We start from the raw sequence: 16245 nt of genomic DNA, 5'->3' as shown, positions 1-16245 counted from the left end.
CTCTACTCCTTATTGCAGCATGGCTGTGCAGGCAATAGATGGGGCGAGCAGCCGGATTCGGCCCTCATTACCCCGCAGGCTTCCGGATGACCGGCACAGCACTCCTCGGTGAGGTAGCCGATAAGACTCAGCATCAGGGGAATGTTGGCGCGATATCGCAAGAAACGCCCCTCCTGCTCCACCGAGATCAGGTCCGCATGCAGCATGGCTTTCAGATGAAATGACAGCGTGTTCGGGGCGATATCCAGTTCACTGGCCAGCTGGCCAGCAACCTTACCTTCCAACCCGGCCTTGACCAGCAGCCGCCATACATCGAGACGTATCCCGGATGCGAGGGACTCGAATACTTTAGTGGCGATCTCTTTGTTCATCTAAACCTCGGTCTGTCACCCAATTAATTCGACTATACAAGAATAGTTGAAATGATCAACCCACCCAAACTTTGCTATTGATTTATTTAGGTACAGTGACTGTTTACACAGCACTCTTCACGGAAAAACGCAATGATCTCTTCCAGCACTTCGTATTGAGAGACGCACAGCAAGGTGCGGCTCTCCCGGTTCTGCTTGACCAGGCCAACCGAGACCAGCGCCGCAATATGGTGGCTCAGGGTCGAGCCGGGAATGGCCAACTGCTTTTGCAACTCTCCCACCGGAACCCCCTGCTCTCCCGCCTTGACCAGATGCTTGAAGATAAACAGCCGGGTCGGATGACCCAGCTCTTTCAGTGCCTTGGCGACCTCTTCCAGTTGCATCACTGCTCCCTCCACGAATTTGATATTTCGATAATACCAGAAATATCTTGACCCGCTATTTATTTCGATTATTTTGGAAATATAGAAACCAAGTGAGGATACGACAATGAATGAGTGGTTAACCATGCTGACCGATGCAGCGCAGATGTTCCTGTTTCTGGCTGTCGAGTTGTCGGTGCTGTTTCTGGTCATTAGCGCTGGGGTCAGCCTGATCCGCCAGAAGATCCCTGATGCAAAAATCCAGGCCATGCTTGGGGCACGTCATGGCAAAGGCTATCTGCTCTCTGCCCTGCTCGGCGCCGTCACCCCCTTTTGCAGTTGCTCCACCATCCCCATGCTGAGAGGGCTGCTCTCGGCCAAGGCTGGCTTTGGCCCCACCCTCACCTTCCTGTTTGTCTCGCCACTGCTCAATCCGATCATCGTTGGCTTGATGTGGGCCACCTTCGGCTGGAAAATGACCCTGCTCTACGCCGTGATCGCCGCCAGCGTCTCCGTCATGGCTAGCATGCTGCTCGACAGGCTCGGGTTCGAGCGCCATGTCATCGACCCCAAAGAGGACACCCCCTCTTGCAGCAGCGGCTGTGGCCCGTCGACCCACGCCACTACTCAGGCAAATTGCAATGACAGCCAACGCGGCGCCATTCACGCAATCAACCCCCTCAACGGAGCGGCGTGCTGCCCGACACCGCAACCAGAGATAGCAGAACAGTCAACCCTCTCCTGCTGCGGCGATGGCACGGCAGCCCTGACCCGTGCGCCACAGCTCCCCACCGCCTGGGTCAAAGCTCGCATTGATGCCTGGCAGCAGTTCAAAGCGGTATTGCCCTTCCTGCTGCTTGGGGTGCTTATCGGCTCGTTTATTTACGGTTTTATTCCAGCCGAGTGGATCGCCGCCCATGCTGGCGCCGACAACCCGCTGGCCATTCCCTTCAGCGCCATCGTCGGGATCCCGCTCTACATCCGTGCCGAGGCCGTGATCCCGCTGGCGTCGGTACTGCTGGGCAAAGGGATGGGGATAGGCGCCGTCATGGCGCTGATCATCGGCAGTGCCGGTGCCAGTCTGACCGAGGTGATCCTGCTCAAATCGATGTTCAGAACTCCGATGATTGCGGCCTTCCTTACCGTGATCCTCGGCATGGCGATACTGATGGGCTACCTGACGCAACTGCTGCTCTAAACCACGCCTTGCCCCCAATAGGCAAAACGCCGATCGAATAATCGGCGTTTTTTGTTACAGCCAGTGCAACTCAGAAAAAATAGACGTTCAAGTTTGACTATTTAATAGTGACAGCTCCAACATCTTTTTTTCATTATAAATTATTTTATCACCTTGTAACGATACAACGCCTGTTTTCTCCAATACCAGAAGAATGCTGCCTCCAATAGATGGCATCTCTTTAAATTTGCCATTAATACTATTTAACAAACTTCCTTTATTGGCCGGCCTGTTATTTTTATAGGTAAGTAGATGCGAGCAAATTTTCTTTAACGCCAAGGTGTCAACACCACTCGTGGCAGTTAGCCTACTCTCATCTTTTTTAGTGCCGATACGCTCTGCCACTCGACTTTGGTTGCGTAACAGGCTTACTACATGCTCGAGACCTGTGTCATTTGACATAATGACAAAGTGAGCATCTGCAGGGAGTTGCTGCATCAGCACACCAGCATAGAAACTGATGCCAAAATCAGCCGAGTTTTTCCCCGCATTAGCCATTTTAAATATTTTAAGTCGCCCTGAATTTATAATTTCATTGAGGGGCATCAACCAATCCAAAGGGATTTTGGCGCAGGTCTGCGCATAGCAAATAACAACCTGCGCATACTCATTTAATGTTTCATTCAGGACGTTTATCTGACTTGGACAGTTCTCCAAATCAATTAGTAATACTTTGCCATATTTAATGTTCGGTAAAAACTCAGTTTGAATATTCATAACTTCATCCATGGCTATCGATGCTTTATTCCATAGAACTGACAGTCTGTTTCTATTCCATCAGCAACAAACCAGCCCACAGCATACCTTCTTTCAGCACAAATGAGCACTGATCGATACCCATTATGCCGCGGGAGATCAAAAAAGGCCTTGTCCAAGACAAGGCCTTTGCTCATTGACGAAACATCAAGCCACTTACTTGGCGTAATCCTCGGTCGGAATGCAGGAGCAAAACAGGTTGCGATCGCCGTAGACATCGTCGATACGGTTGACCGACGGCCACAGCTTGCTGGCGCGCACGGCGTCTGACGGGAACACCGCCTCGGCGCGGCTGTAGCCACGATTCCACTCTGCATCCATCACGTCGTCCTGGGTGTGTGGCGCATGGACCAGCGGGTTGTCAGCGAGGCTCCACTGCCCCTCCTGCACCTTGGCAATCTCGGCGCGAATGGAGGTCATCGCTTCGACAAAGCGGTCCAGCTCGCGCTTGGATTCCGATTCGGTCGGTTCGACCATCAGGGTACCCGCGACCGGGAAGCTCATGGTCGGCGCGTGGAAGCCGTAGTCCATCAGCCGCTTGGCCACATCCATCTCGCTGATGCCACAGGCTTCTTTCAGTGGACGGATATCCAGGATGCACTCGTGGGCCACCCGACCGTTGCGCCCGGAATAGAGCACCGGGAAGGATTCACCCAGCTTCTTGGCCAGATAGTTGGCGTTGAGGATGGCTACCTGAGTGGATCTCTTCAGCCCCTCGTCTCCCAGCATGGCGATATACATCCAGCTGATGGGCAGGATGCTGGCCGAGCCGAACGGTGCCGCCGACACGGCGCCATTGTCACGGCTCTCCTTGTCGGTCTTGACCACGGCATGACCGGCCACGAACGGGGCCAGATGTTTCTTCACGCCGATGGGGCCCATGCCCGGGCCGCCACCGCCATGAGGAATGGCGAAGGTCTTGTGCAGGTTGAGGTGAGAGACATCCGCTCCGATAAAGCCCGGCGCCGTCAACCCGACTTGCGCGTTCATATTGGCGCCGTCCAGATAGACCTGACCACCATGCTGGTGAACGATGTCGCACACCTCCTTGATGGTCTCCTCATACACCCCGTGGGTGGAGGGGTAGGTTACCATCAGGCAGCTAAGCTTCTCCCCCGCCTCGGCCGCCTTGGCGCGCAGGTCGTCGAGATCCACGTTGCCGGACTTGTCACAGGCGGTGACGATCACCTTAAGCCCTGCCATCTGGGCAGAGGCCGGGTTGGTACCGTGGGCAGAAGCCGGAATGAGGCAGATATCGCGATGCCCCTCGCCACGGGATTCATGGTACTTCTTGATGGCGAGCAGACCTGCGTACTCGCCCTGGGCACCGGAGTTGGGCTGCATGCAAACCGCATCGTAACCGGTCACCTTCACCAGCCAGTTTTCGAGGTCGGCCAGCAGCAGCTGGTAGCCCTTGGCCTGCGCCAGTGGAGCGAACGGGTGCAGCTTGCCAAACTCGGGCCAGGTCACCGGGATCATCTCGGCGGTGGCGTTGAGCTTCATGGTGCAAGAACCCAGGGAAATCATGGCGTAGTTGAGCGCCAGATCCTTGGCTTCGAGACGGTGGATATAACGCAGCATCTCGGTTTCGGAGTGGTACTTGTTGAACACCTCGTGGGTCAGCACGGCATCGGTGCGCAGCAGATCCTGCGGGATGGCGTGATGTGCCTGCGCCGCCTTGTCGAGGGCCTCGATATCCAAGCCATGGCCTTGACCGAGGAAGAGATCGAACAGCTCGGCCACATCAGCGCGGGTGGTAGTTTCAGAGAGTGACACCCCTACCGCACCGTCGAGATCCGCACGCAGGTTGATGCCCAGCCCCTCGGCCTTGGCGATCAGCTCTGATTTGCCCGTGGTCAGCACGGTCAGGGTATCGAACCAACTGGCATGCTTGAGGGCAACGCCCTTGGCCTTGAGGCCAAGCGCCAGAATGGTAGTGAGACGGTGCACGCGGGAGGCGATGGTTTTCAGTCCCACCGGGCCGTGGTATACGGCGTAGAAGCTTGCCATGTTGGCCAGCAGCACCTGTGCGGTACAGATGTTGGAGTTGGCCTTCTCGCGGCGGATATGCTGCTCGCGGGTCTGCATCGCCATACGCAGCGCGGCCTTGCCACGGGCATCCTTGGAGACACCGATAATGCGGCCCGGCATGGAGCGCTTATAGGCATCGCGGGTGGCGAAGAAGGCAGCGTGGGGGCCACCGTAACCCATGGGCACGCCAAAGCGCTGGGCCGAACCCAACACCACATCGGCCCCCAGCTCGCCCGGGGATTTGAGTAGCAGCAGGGAGAGCAAATCGGCGCTGACGCAGGCCAGCCCTTTCTGGGCCTGTACCGCGGCGATGAGGGCCCGCAGATCTTTCACTTCCCCCGTGGTGGTGGGGTACTGGAACAGGGCACCGAACACCTCTTCGCTCACCGCGTCGCTCGCGGCGCCAATCGCCACGTCGAAACCGAAGTGAACCGCGCGCTCCTTGACCACGTCGATCACCTGCGGGTGCACATCATCGGCCACGAAGAAGAGGTTGGATTTGGACTTGGCCATCCGCTTGGCCAGCGCCATCGCCTCGGCGGCGGCAGTCGCTTCATCCAGCAGGGAGGCGCTTGCCAGATCCATGCCGGTGAGATCCAGCGTCAGCTGCTGGAAGTTGAGCAGGGCTTCGAGACGGCCCTGTGCCAGCTCGGGCTGGTAGGGGGTGTAGGCGGTATACCAACCCGGGTTTTCCAGCACGTTGCGCAAAATGACGTGGGGCACATGGGTATCGTGATACCCCATGCCGATATAGCTCTTGGCAATCTTGTTCTGGGCGGCATAGCCCCTTAGCTTGGCCAGTGCCTCCACTTCGGTCATGCCTGCGCCAATGCCGAGCGGGCCCGGCCGGCGAATGGCGGCAGGCACGGTCTGTTCAATCAGATCGTCCAGGCTTTCGGCCCCGACGGTCGCCAGCAGCTGGCGCTGCTCCTCCTCGCCCGAGCCGATATGGCGGCGAATAAAATCGTGTTTTTGCTCGAGTTCAAACAGTGACTGGGTCATTTCCCTATTCCTGAAAAAAGTCCTGGTACTACGTCCTGATAACCAAGACCTGATGTTCCTGATAGTCGGCGGATACCGACTCCACTCATGTTCTGGGTCACGCCGACAGGGGCGGTACCGGATGCTGCAGCAGCATCAAGAGGGGATCGCCTTGTTGCGGACCGGCCCGCTTGCCCCCCAGGCTCCTAGGCTGGCAAACGGCTGGCGCGGGCGACTTCACCCTTCCACCGGCCGGTGCTTGCCCGGCTGGCGGTCATACAAAGGGGCCCTGCTGTGTTGGCAGGGCCCGGGGGCATTACTCTTCGTCCACCACGTTCTGGTAGCCTTCGGCATCCAGCAGGTTGGCCAGCTCGCTCTCGTCATCGAGCTTGATGCGGAACAGCCAGCCAGCGCTGTAGGGGTCGGAGTTGACCAGCTCGGGGCTCCCTTCCAGCTCTTCGTTGACGGCAATGATCTCGCCGCTCACCGGGCTGTAGATGTCGGAGGCCGCCTTGACCGACTCGGCCACGGCGCAGTCGTCACCGGCACTGACCTGCTTGCCCACTTCCGGCAGCTCGACAAACACCATGTCACCCAGCAGCTCCTGGGCGTGTTCGGTGATACCGACCACGGCCTCGCCGTTGGCTTCAACAAGGATCCACTCGTGGGAGGTGGCATATTTCAGTTCGCTCGGGATATGGCTCATTTGTGCTTCCTTTGATCTTTGAGTCGCGTTTAAAAACGAATATGAAAAGGGATGGGGGGAGGCACTGCCCTCCCCCAAAACGGTATTAAACCAGCTTCTGGCCGTTACGGACGAAAGCGGGTTTGGTGACCTTCACGGTGACCAGCTTCTTGCGGATCTCCACCTCGGCCAGTTCACCGATATCACGGGGCACCCGCGCCAGGGCAATACTGTAGCCCAGGGTGGGGGAGAAAGAGCCGGAGGTGATCACACCTTCCCGCTTCTCACCGTTTGCCGCGATGAAGGTAACGGGCATACCGGCACGCAGCACCCCTTTCTCTTCCATCACCAGACCCACCAGCTTGGGCTGATTGCCCGCCGCTTTCTGTGCTTCCAGCACGTCGCGGCCGATAAAGTGGCGGTCGCTCGGCTCCCAGGCGATGGTCCAGGCCATATTGGCGGCGAGCGGAGAGATTGACTCATCCATATCCTGACCGTAGAGGTTCATCCCCGCTTCAAGGCGCAGAGTATCGCGGGCACCGAGGCCGCACGGGGCGACGCCGTTATCCAGCAGCGCTTGCCACAGCTCGCAGGCTTTCTCTTGCGGCACCACAATCTCGTAGCCATCCTCGCCGGTGTAGCCGGTAGTGGCGATAAAAAGGTCACCCGCCTGCACGCCGAAGAAGGGTTTCATCCCCACCACAGCGGTACGCTGGGCGGCACTCAGCACGGACGCGACCTTGAGCTTGGCGTTGGGGCCCTGCACCGCAATCATCGCAAGCTCGGGACGCTCGGTCACTGTGATGTCGAAATCGATGGCGTGATGGCGGATCCAGGCCAGATCCTTCTCGCGGGTAGCGGAGTTGACCACCAGCCGGTAAAACGTATCGCCAAGATAATAGGTGATGAGGTCATCGATGACGCCCCCTTCCGGATTGAGCATGCCGCTGTAGAGGGCCTTGCCGGGGGCAGTGAGTTTGGCCACGTCGTTGGCCAGCAGGTGTTGCAAAAAGGCTTTGACCCGTTCGCCGGTCAAATCGACGATGGTCATGTGGGAGACATCAAACATACCGGCATCGCTGCGCACCGCGTGGTGCTCTTCCAGCTGGGAGCCGTAGTTGATGGGCATCTCCCAACCGTGGAAGTCCACCATCTTGGCGCCGGCTTCCAGGTGTTTGGGATGCAGTACTGTAGTCTGGATCATCGCATTCTTTCCTTAGCAAAAAGCCTTTTCGCTTTGGCAACCCCCCTTGCGACCCACGCCACCGCTCTGACTGCACTGCGTGCTGCAAAAAGCGACCGGGTCTAAAAGTGGGCGCTCGCTCTTGCCCTTGCCCTTGCCAGGCAAGAGGAATTCCTTGAATGGAGCGGATTATATGACAAGCAGGCGAGCGCGCCGCTCAAAAAAAACTAATCCCCTCCCGTAAAACTGACTCAAGACACTAAGATAAATACCGTGATAAAAACAGCCATAAGCCGACTCAAGCGAGATTAAATTTTGATTTTTACCGTTTCGTCACAATTTACAGAAAAACGTTTCGCTCCAGAGCAAAATTAAAGGCTGACACCCAAAACGGATCATCAGCCTTGTCGGATTACTTTTGTTGCCAAAACCAGCGGGTAATATTAGTTTTTTTCACCCTTGGCCTGCATGACACTGCCCTTGGTCGCCGCAACGACCCAGTCAGGACGGGCCAATGCAGGCAACTCTCCCTCCAGCCCCATGGCGGCGCGGATCACCCCCTCCTTGAAGGGCGTCAGCAGATTGGCCGCGCGCAATCCCACGCCTCGCACCAGCTTCTTGAGCGGGTTGGCGCCACTGAACAGTCGCTTGAGCCCCTCCATCGCCGCCAGCATACGAGCCGCTTCGCTCTTGCGCCAGCGCTCGTAGCTGCGCAGGTTGGCGAGCAGGCCGATATCCTCGTCCGCAGCATGATTCTGCAAAATCTGCTCCGCCAGCGCGGCAGCATCCAGCAGGCCAAGGTTGACCCCCTGCCCCGCCAGCGGGTGGATGGTGTGGGCGGCATCTCCCACCAGCACCAGCCGCTCGCGGGCAAAGTCGCGGGCATAGCGGGCGGTGAGCGGAATGGCACTGCGCGGCCCCTCCACCTTGCACAGACCGAGCCGTGCATCGAAGGCGGCGGTAAGCTGGCGATTGAACTGCTCGTCATCGCAGGCGCAGAGCGCCTCGGCGCGGGCCGCAGGCAGCGACCAGACGATAGAGCAGAGGTTCTCTTGCCACAGGGGCAAAAAGGCGAGCGGGCCATCCGGGGTGAAGATCTGGCGAGCAACAGCTTCATGGGGTTCGGCGCAGCGCACCGTCGCCACCAGGGCGTGGTGGCCATAATCCCAGCTGGTGAGCGGGATATCGGCCTGACGGCGTACCCAGGAGTGAGCGCCATCGGCAGCCACCACCAGTTTGGCAGAGATGGCCTGACCATCTTCAAGGAGCAGCAGGGCGCCCGCCGGGCCGCTCTGCAGGCTCTTGGCTCTGGCGGGGGTCAGCAACTGGATATTGCTGGCGCCTTCAATCGCCTCAAGCAGCGCCAGCTGGATCACCCGATTCTCGACGATGTGGCCGAGGTTGGCCTGACGCAGGCTGGCGGCATCGAAGTCGATATGGCCGAAACTGTCCTGCTCCCACACCGCCATCTTGTCATAGGCCTGCAGGCGGCGCGCTTCAATGCCGTCCCAGGCACCAACATGGCGCAGGATCTGCTGGCTGGCCAGACTCAGGGCGCTGACCCGGTTATCGGCCACCTCCCCCAGCTGCGGATCGGGCAGTTGCCCCTCCACCACCAGCACCTTGAGGGCGCTATGTTTCAAGGCCGCCGCGAGCCCCAGCCCCACCATGCCGCCACCGACAATCACCACATCCACATTTTGCATCTGCATCATCTCATCCTTTCTAGGCTGACCGGCTGGCCAGCGAGGGGACGCCCGCAGGCATCACCTCTTTATTCAATAGGTTTTGCTCAACCAATGGCGGTCACCCTCTTCCGGTCAACCGGTTCCCCCCAACAATCGCCGGCTAGTTGCCGCACACATCGGCGACAAAGCCCAGGGTGCGCGAGGCGAGCGGCGCCTTAAGGCACGGGAATCGCCCCATCAGGGTGAGCGCCAGATTGCGCCCCGCCACCAGCGGATCGTGACCATTGGAGAAGAGCTGGGCCAGCGAAGAGGTGAGCCAGACGGTCTGCGCCTGATCGCGCTGACGCTGCTGCCAGTAACCGTTCAGCACCTTGAAGCTGCCGATATCCTCCCCCTCTGCCAACGCCTTGGCTACGGCGCCGGTAAGCAGGTCCAGATCCCGCATTCCGAGGTTGAAGCCCTGCCCGGCAATCGGGTGCAGGGCGTGGGCGGCATTACCGACCAGCACGGTGCGCTGGGCAAGCGGGTAGTCGCAGGCGGTCAGAATGAGCGGATAGACATTACGCACGCCACATCGCTCGAAGCGACCGAGCCGCCAGCCAAAGGCCTGCTGCAGACGGGCAAGAAACGCCACCTCATCGAGGGCAATCAGCTCATCCACCTCATGCTGCCCGACGCTCCATACCAGCGAGGAGAGCCCATCCTGCATTGGCAGCAGGGCCAGCGGCCCCCCTTCGGTAAAGCGCTCGAAGGCGCGTCCTGCAGGGTCTTGCGCCGTTTTGACGGTGGCGATGATGGCGTGCTGCTCAAAGTCGTGGCGGGTCACCGGCAACTTGAAGTGCTGACGCACAAAGGAGTTGCCGCCGTCCGCCGCCACCAGCAGGCGGGTCTCAATCTGTTCGCCGCTCTCGAGGGTGAGGGTCACCTTCTCCTCATCGGGCACAATCTCGCTCACCCGTGCCGGACAACAGACCCGGATATTGGGAGAGGCCGCCATCGCCCGCTGCAGTTCATGACCGGCAGCAGCAAGCTCGATCACCTGACCCAGCGCGGGCAGATCATATTCGGCTGCCGACAGGCGAGCCTGGCCGAAGTGGCCCCGATCCGAGACATGAATATGGGTAATGGGGGCGCAATGGGGGGCAAACAGCGACCAGAGTCCGCGCCGCAACAGCGCATCACAGGTACCGGCCGCGAGCGCAATGGCGCGGGCGTCAAACCCTGAATGGGTCTGCTGTTCGGGTACGCTTGCTTCCAGCAGCAGGATCTCGAGGGGGGAGCCATCGGCTCGGCGCAGGGCCGCCAGCGAGAGGGCCAGCACGGCACCGCTCATTCCACCGCCGACCAGGGTGACATCGACCTGTCGCACATCAGATTGAGACATAAGCAGAGAGGAAGAAGTGAAAAAGGTTGTCTCATGCTATCACAAAGCCGCTGGCCGAATGCGAGGTCAGCGGCAAAAAACCGGTTGCGCCTCACAGGGTTAGCCACAACAGCTCCATAAAAAAGAGCGCCATAAGGCGCTCTTCAGATCAGTCATGGCCGCGGTGACCCGCCTCTCAATGAAGGGTCGGCGGCGCGCTCGGGGTATCGGGGCGCTTGCCAAACTCTTCGAAGGCCATCATGACCCCCAGTTTGACGTGTTCGTAGAGCACCAGGAAGGAGGCTTCGTTCTCGTCATCTTCCTGATCGAACTCGGCGGAGACCTGAGTGATGCTGGCGATATCCTGGATCATCTCCTGCAGCTCTTCTGACGCGCGGGAGAGCTCCTGCTGCACCACGCCGAAACCGGCCAGAAATGCCTGCGACCAGTCCACCAGCGAATCGATGCGCTCATCAAGGGGGGCATCATCGCTGGGCAGCAGCAGCTCGACGCCTTTTTGCGCCATCAGGCTCTCGACCACATTGTGATAAAGGTCGGTCATCACCTGGCGCACCGGGGCCGGCAGGCCGAAACCATCGTTGATCAGATCGTTGAAATGGGGCACCCAACTCTTCTCATCCAGTGCCACACCGCCACATACCAGACCGCAGATCACACCATGGGCCTCTACTGCGCTGGCCATCAGTTCATGCTGTGCCATGATCTCGGCCACAGTCGCATATTTAGGGGGGGTTGTTTTACTCATCGAAGATCCGCTCAAAGTTCAGGCAAATATGCAGAATTTATGGACAGGATCCTAGCATTCTCCCTCTTCCAGAGCCAGCAAGGCCTTGAAACTTATGCATCTGCGCTATATAGTCCCGCCCAGTTGTCCACGTGGATAAAGGCGGAAATCAGCTCCGCCGTATTGAGGAAGGCATGAGCACAGAGGCCGTAGAAATCGTCATTTTGGGACGTCCCTACAAGGTATCCTGTCCCTTGGGACAGCAGGATGCCCTGCGCCAGGCCGCCGAGCAGCTGACCGACAAGTTGATCGACCTGCGTCAACGTTCCAAAGTCTCCAGCAATGAGCAATTGGCTATCATGGCGGCGCTCAATTTCTGTCATGAGCTCTGCCTTGAAAAAGAGAAGAACCACCAATACTCTGAGACCATGGACAAGCGGATCAAAATGCTGCAGCGCACCATCGAAGCGGCCCTGATCGAGCACGGACAATATGGTGATTCCAGCGAAGAGGGGCAGCAGCCCTAATCGCAAACCGTTTTAAAATTCCCTGGGATGTTTGTCAGCCGGTTCAAGTCCCCGAGCCGATATTCATACCAAACAGGGATTCTGCCTTCTGGCTATTGCGCATGCTCGGCACGACCGAGAAGCCTGCGGTCAGATCCGAATCCCGCCTTGAACCGACGGTTCAAGGGCCCAAACCGGCAACGGCATCTCGGGGTACCAACAGCAAAAGCCCGTCACCAGCGTGACGGGCTTTTTCTTTTTACCCGTTCAACATCCTGCGATGACACCACCGCGATCTCCACATCAAGGGAATGCGATCTATCTACCCGCTCTTCGGATAAAACAAAGCCCACCGCTGAGGGTGGGCTTGCGCCAGGTGCAAAAAGAGCGGCTGATCAGATGGCCATCTGCTCGTGCGGCGAGCCGTGGTGGCGCAGCCAGACAAAGCTCAGCGCCACGATCAGCACCATCAGGGTCATGATGGCCCCAAGTGTCACCTGACCTGTCATCGGGAAACCGGCGGCCAGCAGGGTCACCACGCCAGCCCCCAGATTTTGCATCCCGCCGAGAATGGCACCGGCTGTGCCCGCCTGACCCGGGAAGGGCTCGATGGCGCAAGAGGTGGCGGTCGGGTAGAGAATACCGCTCCCGATGAAGTAGACAGCAGCACCACCGACCAGCGAAGCGGCACTCACCACCCCGAACAACCCCGGCACCAGAATGATGAGGGAGCCGAGCGCCAGAAAAGCGATGCCAAGACGCATCAGTTTGCCCTGGCTCAGGCGAAAGCTCAGCTTGGCAGAGAGCCAGGCCCCGAACAGATAGCCGGGCAGCGGCAGCACGAACAGCACGCTCACGGTACGGGCGCTCAGTTTCAGCACATCGCCGAGCAGCACCCCGGCCGCCGCTTCAAACACCGCAAGTCCGGCAAAGGTCGCCATCAGGCAGAGCAGGTTGCCCTGAAACTTGGGATTGCCCAGCACGTGGCGATAGGCTGCACCGACGCGCAGCGGCTGACGGGCTGCGGCAGGCAGTGTTTCACCAAACCAGGCCATGATCGCCAGGGTGGCGACGGCACCAAAACCAAACAGGAACCAGTAACCGGCGCGCCAGTTGAACAGCTCGGTCAGCCAGCCACCCAGCACCGGCGCCAGCAGCGGGGAGAAGATCACCCCCATGCTCACCAGACTGTTGGCGCGGTTGAGCTCTGCGCCGCTGTAGCGATCGCGCATCACGGTGCGGCTCATGGCGCCACCGGCACCGGTCCCCAGCCCTTGAATAAAGCTGCCCACCAGCAAGGCAGTGAAGTGCGGAATAAGCTGAATAGTCAGAGTGCCCGCCAAAAACACCATCATGCCGATGATCAGTACCGGGCGGCGGCCGATACGATCCGACAGCGGCCCGTAGACAAACTGGGAGAGGCCATAGGGGATCAGGTAACAGGCCATCACCGCCTGCAACTGGCCCGAGGCCACATTGAAGTCCCCCGCCATCATGGGAATGGAGGGAACATAAAGGGTCTGGGTCATCTGGCCCACAGCGACCATCAGAATGGTCAATAAAAACAACGGATAAAAACTGTGCCGATCCATATCAGTCCCAAAAAATCGAAAAAATGCTGCCGCCCCCTCTGGCACAAAATAGCCCAGAGGAATCCGATCACAGATGCTGTGATGCAATCAAAAACAGTGTTGGAAACAGGAGGCGGGGAGCCCGCCAGACCACCGCACAGGACGCTTGGTGGTATGGGGGCATCATAGTGACTCAGCTCACAGAAAACGAACGAATCTTTATAATCGGCTTGCCTTAGTTTTTCTAATATTACGGGACATGGCGCCCCGTCAGCAGTTAAACATCAACGTGTTACCATCTGCTGCGCCTGCTTGATCAGCTCATCGGGCTGCGCCTTGCGCGGCGGTATGGTGATCCCCTTCTGGCAGGCAGGTTTCTCTGCCATGCGATCCATCCAGGCTTGCAGATGGGGCAATCCCTCGATGGAGATGCCGCTCCAGTCATAGATCCGCACCCAGGGCCAGGTGGCAATGTCGGCGATGCTGTATTCATCGGCCAGATACTCATGATGCGCCAGATGACCGTCCAGCACCTCGAACAGGCGGCGCCCCTCCTTCTGGTAGCGTTCGATGGCGGCGGGGATCTTCTCGGGGAAATAGCGATAGAAGACGTTGGCCTGCCCCATCATGGGGCCTACCCCGCCCATCTGGAACATCAACCACTGGATGGCCTGAGAGCGGCGTTTGGGATCAGCGGGCAGCAACTTGCCCGCCTTCTCCGCCAGATAGATAAGGATGGCCCCCGACTCGAACACGGCGAAATCATCGTTATCCCGATCGACGATAGCCGGAATGCGGCCATTGGGGTTGATGGCGAGAAACTCGGGCTTCTTTTGATCCAGCGCCGACAAATCGAGGGGAATGACCCGATAGGGCAAACCCAGCTCTTCAAGGGCTATTGCCACTTTGAAACCATTGGGGGTCGCGGCGGTGTAAAAGTCGATCATGATTCACTCCTTGTTGGTCATAGCCATATGGCACAGTGTTAGCAAGACGCAGCACCATAGCTGCCTCATTTTGCGACAAGTGACCGGCTCCAGACCATGAAAAAGCGGCGCACCGTAGGCCAAACAAGGCCACTGTGCGCCGCTGGTGCGCTCTGGCAGTGGTAAATGCTAGTTGATCATGGCGACCGGCTTGCGCTGACGCAGCATGATCAGACGGGAAAGCAGCGGGAAGTAAGACTCCAGCTTGCGCAGCAGCACCCGGCTGCAGGCGGGCTCTGCCAACTCTGACTCATCCAGCACGATGCCGTTTGAGACAAAGTAGAAACGGGGGTCACGCACATCCGGCCCGCAGACTGTCAGCTCCTTGTCTCCCTTGCGGATCAGCAGCGGCAAGACCGGCAAACCGATCGTCTCATCCTCTCCCCGGGAAAATCCGGCATCCTGCCAGGGCGCATCGCCGTCGATCAGCAAGATCGCCGCCTCCGTCTTGGCCGGTTGCCACTGGGCAAGGGGGGTCACGGTGATGTGGGTAAAGTGATCACCATACTCGGGTGATGACCGCAAGATGGCCAACAGTCCCTCGCTGGCCGCTGACACGTTCTGACTCACTAATGACAAATTCATGGTTCACATCCCTATGCTCATGACAGCCTGTATCCGGCTGCCGGGATAAGACTAGCGCAGATCTGGTCTGTATTGGAGCCGTCAAATCTGGCAGTGGTAATCAATTGGTCGTAGGGGGATAACAGTTGCCATCGCACAAAATACTGGTATCATACCGCGTCCTTTTATCCCCCGTTCTTTAACATCCAGTGGTGAACCTATGCATCCGATGCTGAATATCGCCGTGCGCGCTGCGCGCAACGCCGGTCAAGTTGTAGTAAAAGCCTTCTCCCAGCCCGAGAACATTGAGGCTATCCAAAAAGGCAGCAATGACTTCGTGACCAACGTTGACCGTGACGCCGAAGCGGCCATCATTCACACCATCAAAAAATCTTACCCGGAGCACAGCATTGTTGCTGAAGAGTCTGGTGAGATTGCCGGTACCAATCCGGACTACCAATGGATCATTGACCCACTGGATGGCACGACCAACCTTGTCAAAGGTATTCCGCACTTTGCCGTCTCCATCGCCCTGCGCGTGAAAGGCAAAACCGAACAAGCCGTTGTTTACGATCCCATCCGCGATGAACTGTTTACTGCTACCCGTGGTAGCGGCGCCCAGCTGAACGGCTACCGTATCCGTGTCGGCAAAGCCAAAGATCTGGCGGGCACCGTGCTGGCGACTGGCTTCCCGTTCAAGCAGAAGCACCACATCGAGCCGTACCTGAAGATGTTCCAGAGCATGTTCATCGAATGTGCGGACATCCGTCGCTGTGGCTCTGCCGCGCTGGATCTGGCCTATGTGGCTGCCGGTCGCATTGACGGTTTCTGGGAGATCGGCCTGAAACCCTGGGACACCGCTGCCGGTGAACTGCTGGCCAAAGAAGCTGGTGCCATCGTCACCGACTTCGTAGGTGGTCACAACTACGAAAACTCCGGCAACATCGTGGTTGCCAACCCGCGCGTCCTGAAAGAGATGCTGGGCAAAATTCGTGAAGAGCTGCCGGAATCCCTGGCCAAATAAGCCAGCTTCCCCGCAGTCACCAAGATAAAAAAACCGGCGCAAGCCGGTTTTTTTGTTTCTGGCTTCGAGTCTCAAAACCAACACCCAATCCTGATAAATAGAGGCTGACGCCCGGTACTGCCCTCGCCTAAGCGAGTCTCTTTGATTGCCAACGAGTTGTAGCAACCAGCCCCCCCCCGGTAATGCCCCTAA

General features: G+C 58.5%; 15 protein-coding genes and 1 other RNA gene. 4 read left to right on the top strand and 12 right to left on the bottom strand.

Annotation, left to right across the window (positions count from 1 at the left end; genetic code table 11):
- Nucleotides 1-2: 2 nt before the first annotated feature.
- A complete protein-coding gene (locus BN1117_RS11165) occupies nucleotides 3-371 on the bottom strand; it encodes an ArsR/SmtB family transcription factor (RefSeq protein ID WP_040097404.1) in 369 nt (122 codons plus the stop codon).
- Between the two features lie 86 nt (nucleotides 372-457).
- A complete protein-coding gene (locus tag BN1117_RS11160; RefSeq protein WP_040097402.1) occupies nucleotides 458-754 on the bottom strand; it encodes an ArsR/SmtB family transcription factor in 297 nt (98 codons plus the stop codon).
- A 106-nt stretch (nucleotides 755-860) separates the two neighbouring features.
- On the opposite strand from BN1117_RS11160, the gene BN1117_RS11155 reads away from it, so the two are divergent.
- Nucleotides 861-1931 carry a permease gene (locus BN1117_RS11155; RefSeq protein WP_040097400.1) on the top strand — a complete coding sequence of 357 codons (1071 nt, stop codon included), beginning with the start codon at nucleotides 861-863 and terminating at the stop codon, nucleotides 1929-1931.
- An 87-nt stretch (nucleotides 1932-2018) separates the two neighbouring features.
- On the opposite strand, the gene BN1117_RS11150 is transcribed toward BN1117_RS11155, so the two are convergent.
- From BN1117_RS11150 to BN1117_RS11120, 7 genes are all read right to left on the bottom strand, one after another.
- Nucleotides 2019-2687, bottom strand: a complete 669-nt coding sequence (locus BN1117_RS11150) for a PIN domain-containing protein (RefSeq protein ID WP_040097399.1) — start codon at nucleotides 2685-2687, stop codon at nucleotides 2019-2021.
- 195 nt (nucleotides 2688-2882) lie between these two features.
- Nucleotides 2883-5759 (bottom strand): aminomethyl-transferring glycine dehydrogenase, encoded by a 2877-nt coding sequence (gene gcvP / locus BN1117_RS11145; RefSeq protein WP_040097398.1) that lies wholly within the window; start codon nucleotides 5757-5759, stop codon nucleotides 2883-2885.
- A 295-nt stretch (nucleotides 5760-6054) separates the two neighbouring features.
- Nucleotides 6055-6444, bottom strand: coding sequence for a glycine cleavage system protein GcvH (gene gcvH / locus BN1117_RS11140; RefSeq protein WP_040097396.1), 390 nt, complete (start codon nucleotides 6442-6444; stop codon nucleotides 6055-6057).
- Between the two features lie 85 nt (nucleotides 6445-6529).
- Nucleotides 6530-7627, bottom strand: a complete 1098-nt coding sequence (gene gcvT, locus BN1117_RS11135; RefSeq protein ID WP_040097394.1) for a glycine cleavage system aminomethyltransferase GcvT — start codon at nucleotides 7625-7627, stop codon at nucleotides 6530-6532.
- Nucleotides 7628-8049: 422 nt separating this feature from the next.
- The gene (locus BN1117_RS11130; RefSeq protein ID WP_040097392.1) at nucleotides 8050-9318 is read right to left on the bottom strand and encodes an FAD-dependent 2-octaprenylphenol hydroxylase; all 1269 of its coding nucleotides are present in this window, start codon (nucleotides 9316-9318) and stop codon (nucleotides 8050-8052) included.
- A gap of 136 nt (nucleotides 9319-9454) precedes the next feature.
- On the bottom strand, nucleotides 9455-10678 hold the full coding sequence (ubiH, locus tag BN1117_RS11125) for a 2-octaprenyl-6-methoxyphenyl hydroxylase (RefSeq protein ID WP_040097391.1): 1224 nt from the start codon (nucleotides 10676-10678) through the stop codon (nucleotides 9455-9457).
- A gap of 175 nt (nucleotides 10679-10853) precedes the next feature.
- Nucleotides 10854-11423, bottom strand: coding sequence for a UPF0149 family protein (locus BN1117_RS11120; RefSeq protein WP_040097389.1), 570 nt, complete (start codon nucleotides 11421-11423; stop codon nucleotides 10854-10856).
- Between the two features lie 173 nt (nucleotides 11424-11596).
- Here BN1117_RS11120 and zapA point away from each other — a divergent pair, with 173 nt between their 5' ends.
- The gene (gene zapA, locus BN1117_RS11115; RefSeq protein ID WP_005333910.1) at nucleotides 11597-11929 is read left to right on the top strand and encodes a cell division protein ZapA; all 333 of its coding nucleotides are present in this window, start codon (nucleotides 11597-11599) and stop codon (nucleotides 11927-11929) included.
- Between the two features lie 16 nt (nucleotides 11930-11945).
- Nucleotides 11946-12127: non-coding RNA, 6S RNA (gene ssrS / locus BN1117_RS19070), on the top strand.
- A gap of 176 nt (nucleotides 12128-12303) precedes the next feature.
- Here ssrS and emrD read toward each other — a convergent pair.
- From emrD to BN1117_RS11100, 3 genes are all read right to left on the bottom strand, one after another.
- Entirely contained in the window at nucleotides 12304-13500 is a 1197-nt protein-coding gene (gene emrD, locus BN1117_RS11110; RefSeq protein ID WP_040097387.1) for a multidrug efflux MFS transporter EmrD, read from the bottom strand.
- Between the two features lie 263 nt (nucleotides 13501-13763).
- Nucleotides 13764-14426, bottom strand: coding sequence for a glutathione S-transferase family protein (locus tag BN1117_RS11105; RefSeq protein WP_040097385.1), 663 nt, complete (start codon nucleotides 14424-14426; stop codon nucleotides 13764-13766).
- A 168-nt stretch (nucleotides 14427-14594) separates the two neighbouring features.
- Complete coding sequence (locus BN1117_RS11100) at nucleotides 14595-15050, bottom strand: hypothetical protein (RefSeq protein ID WP_040097383.1); 456 nt, start codon at nucleotides 15048-15050, stop codon at nucleotides 14595-14597.
- A gap of 199 nt (nucleotides 15051-15249) precedes the next feature.
- Between BN1117_RS11100 and suhB the strand changes: the two genes are divergently transcribed.
- On the top strand, nucleotides 15250-16053 hold the full coding sequence (gene suhB / locus BN1117_RS11095; RefSeq protein ID WP_040097382.1) for an inositol-1-monophosphatase: 804 nt from the start codon (nucleotides 15250-15252) through the stop codon (nucleotides 16051-16053).
- Nucleotides 16054-16245: the final 192 nt, after the last annotated feature.

The organism is Aeromonas australiensis (genome assembly GCF_000819725.1).
In the GTDB taxonomy this organism is placed as follows: domain Bacteria; phylum Pseudomonadota; class Gammaproteobacteria; order Enterobacterales; family Aeromonadaceae; genus Aeromonas; species Aeromonas australiensis.
The sequence above is the reverse complement of the archived record's forward strand: the minus strand, read 5'-3'. Positions and strand labels throughout refer to the sequence as shown.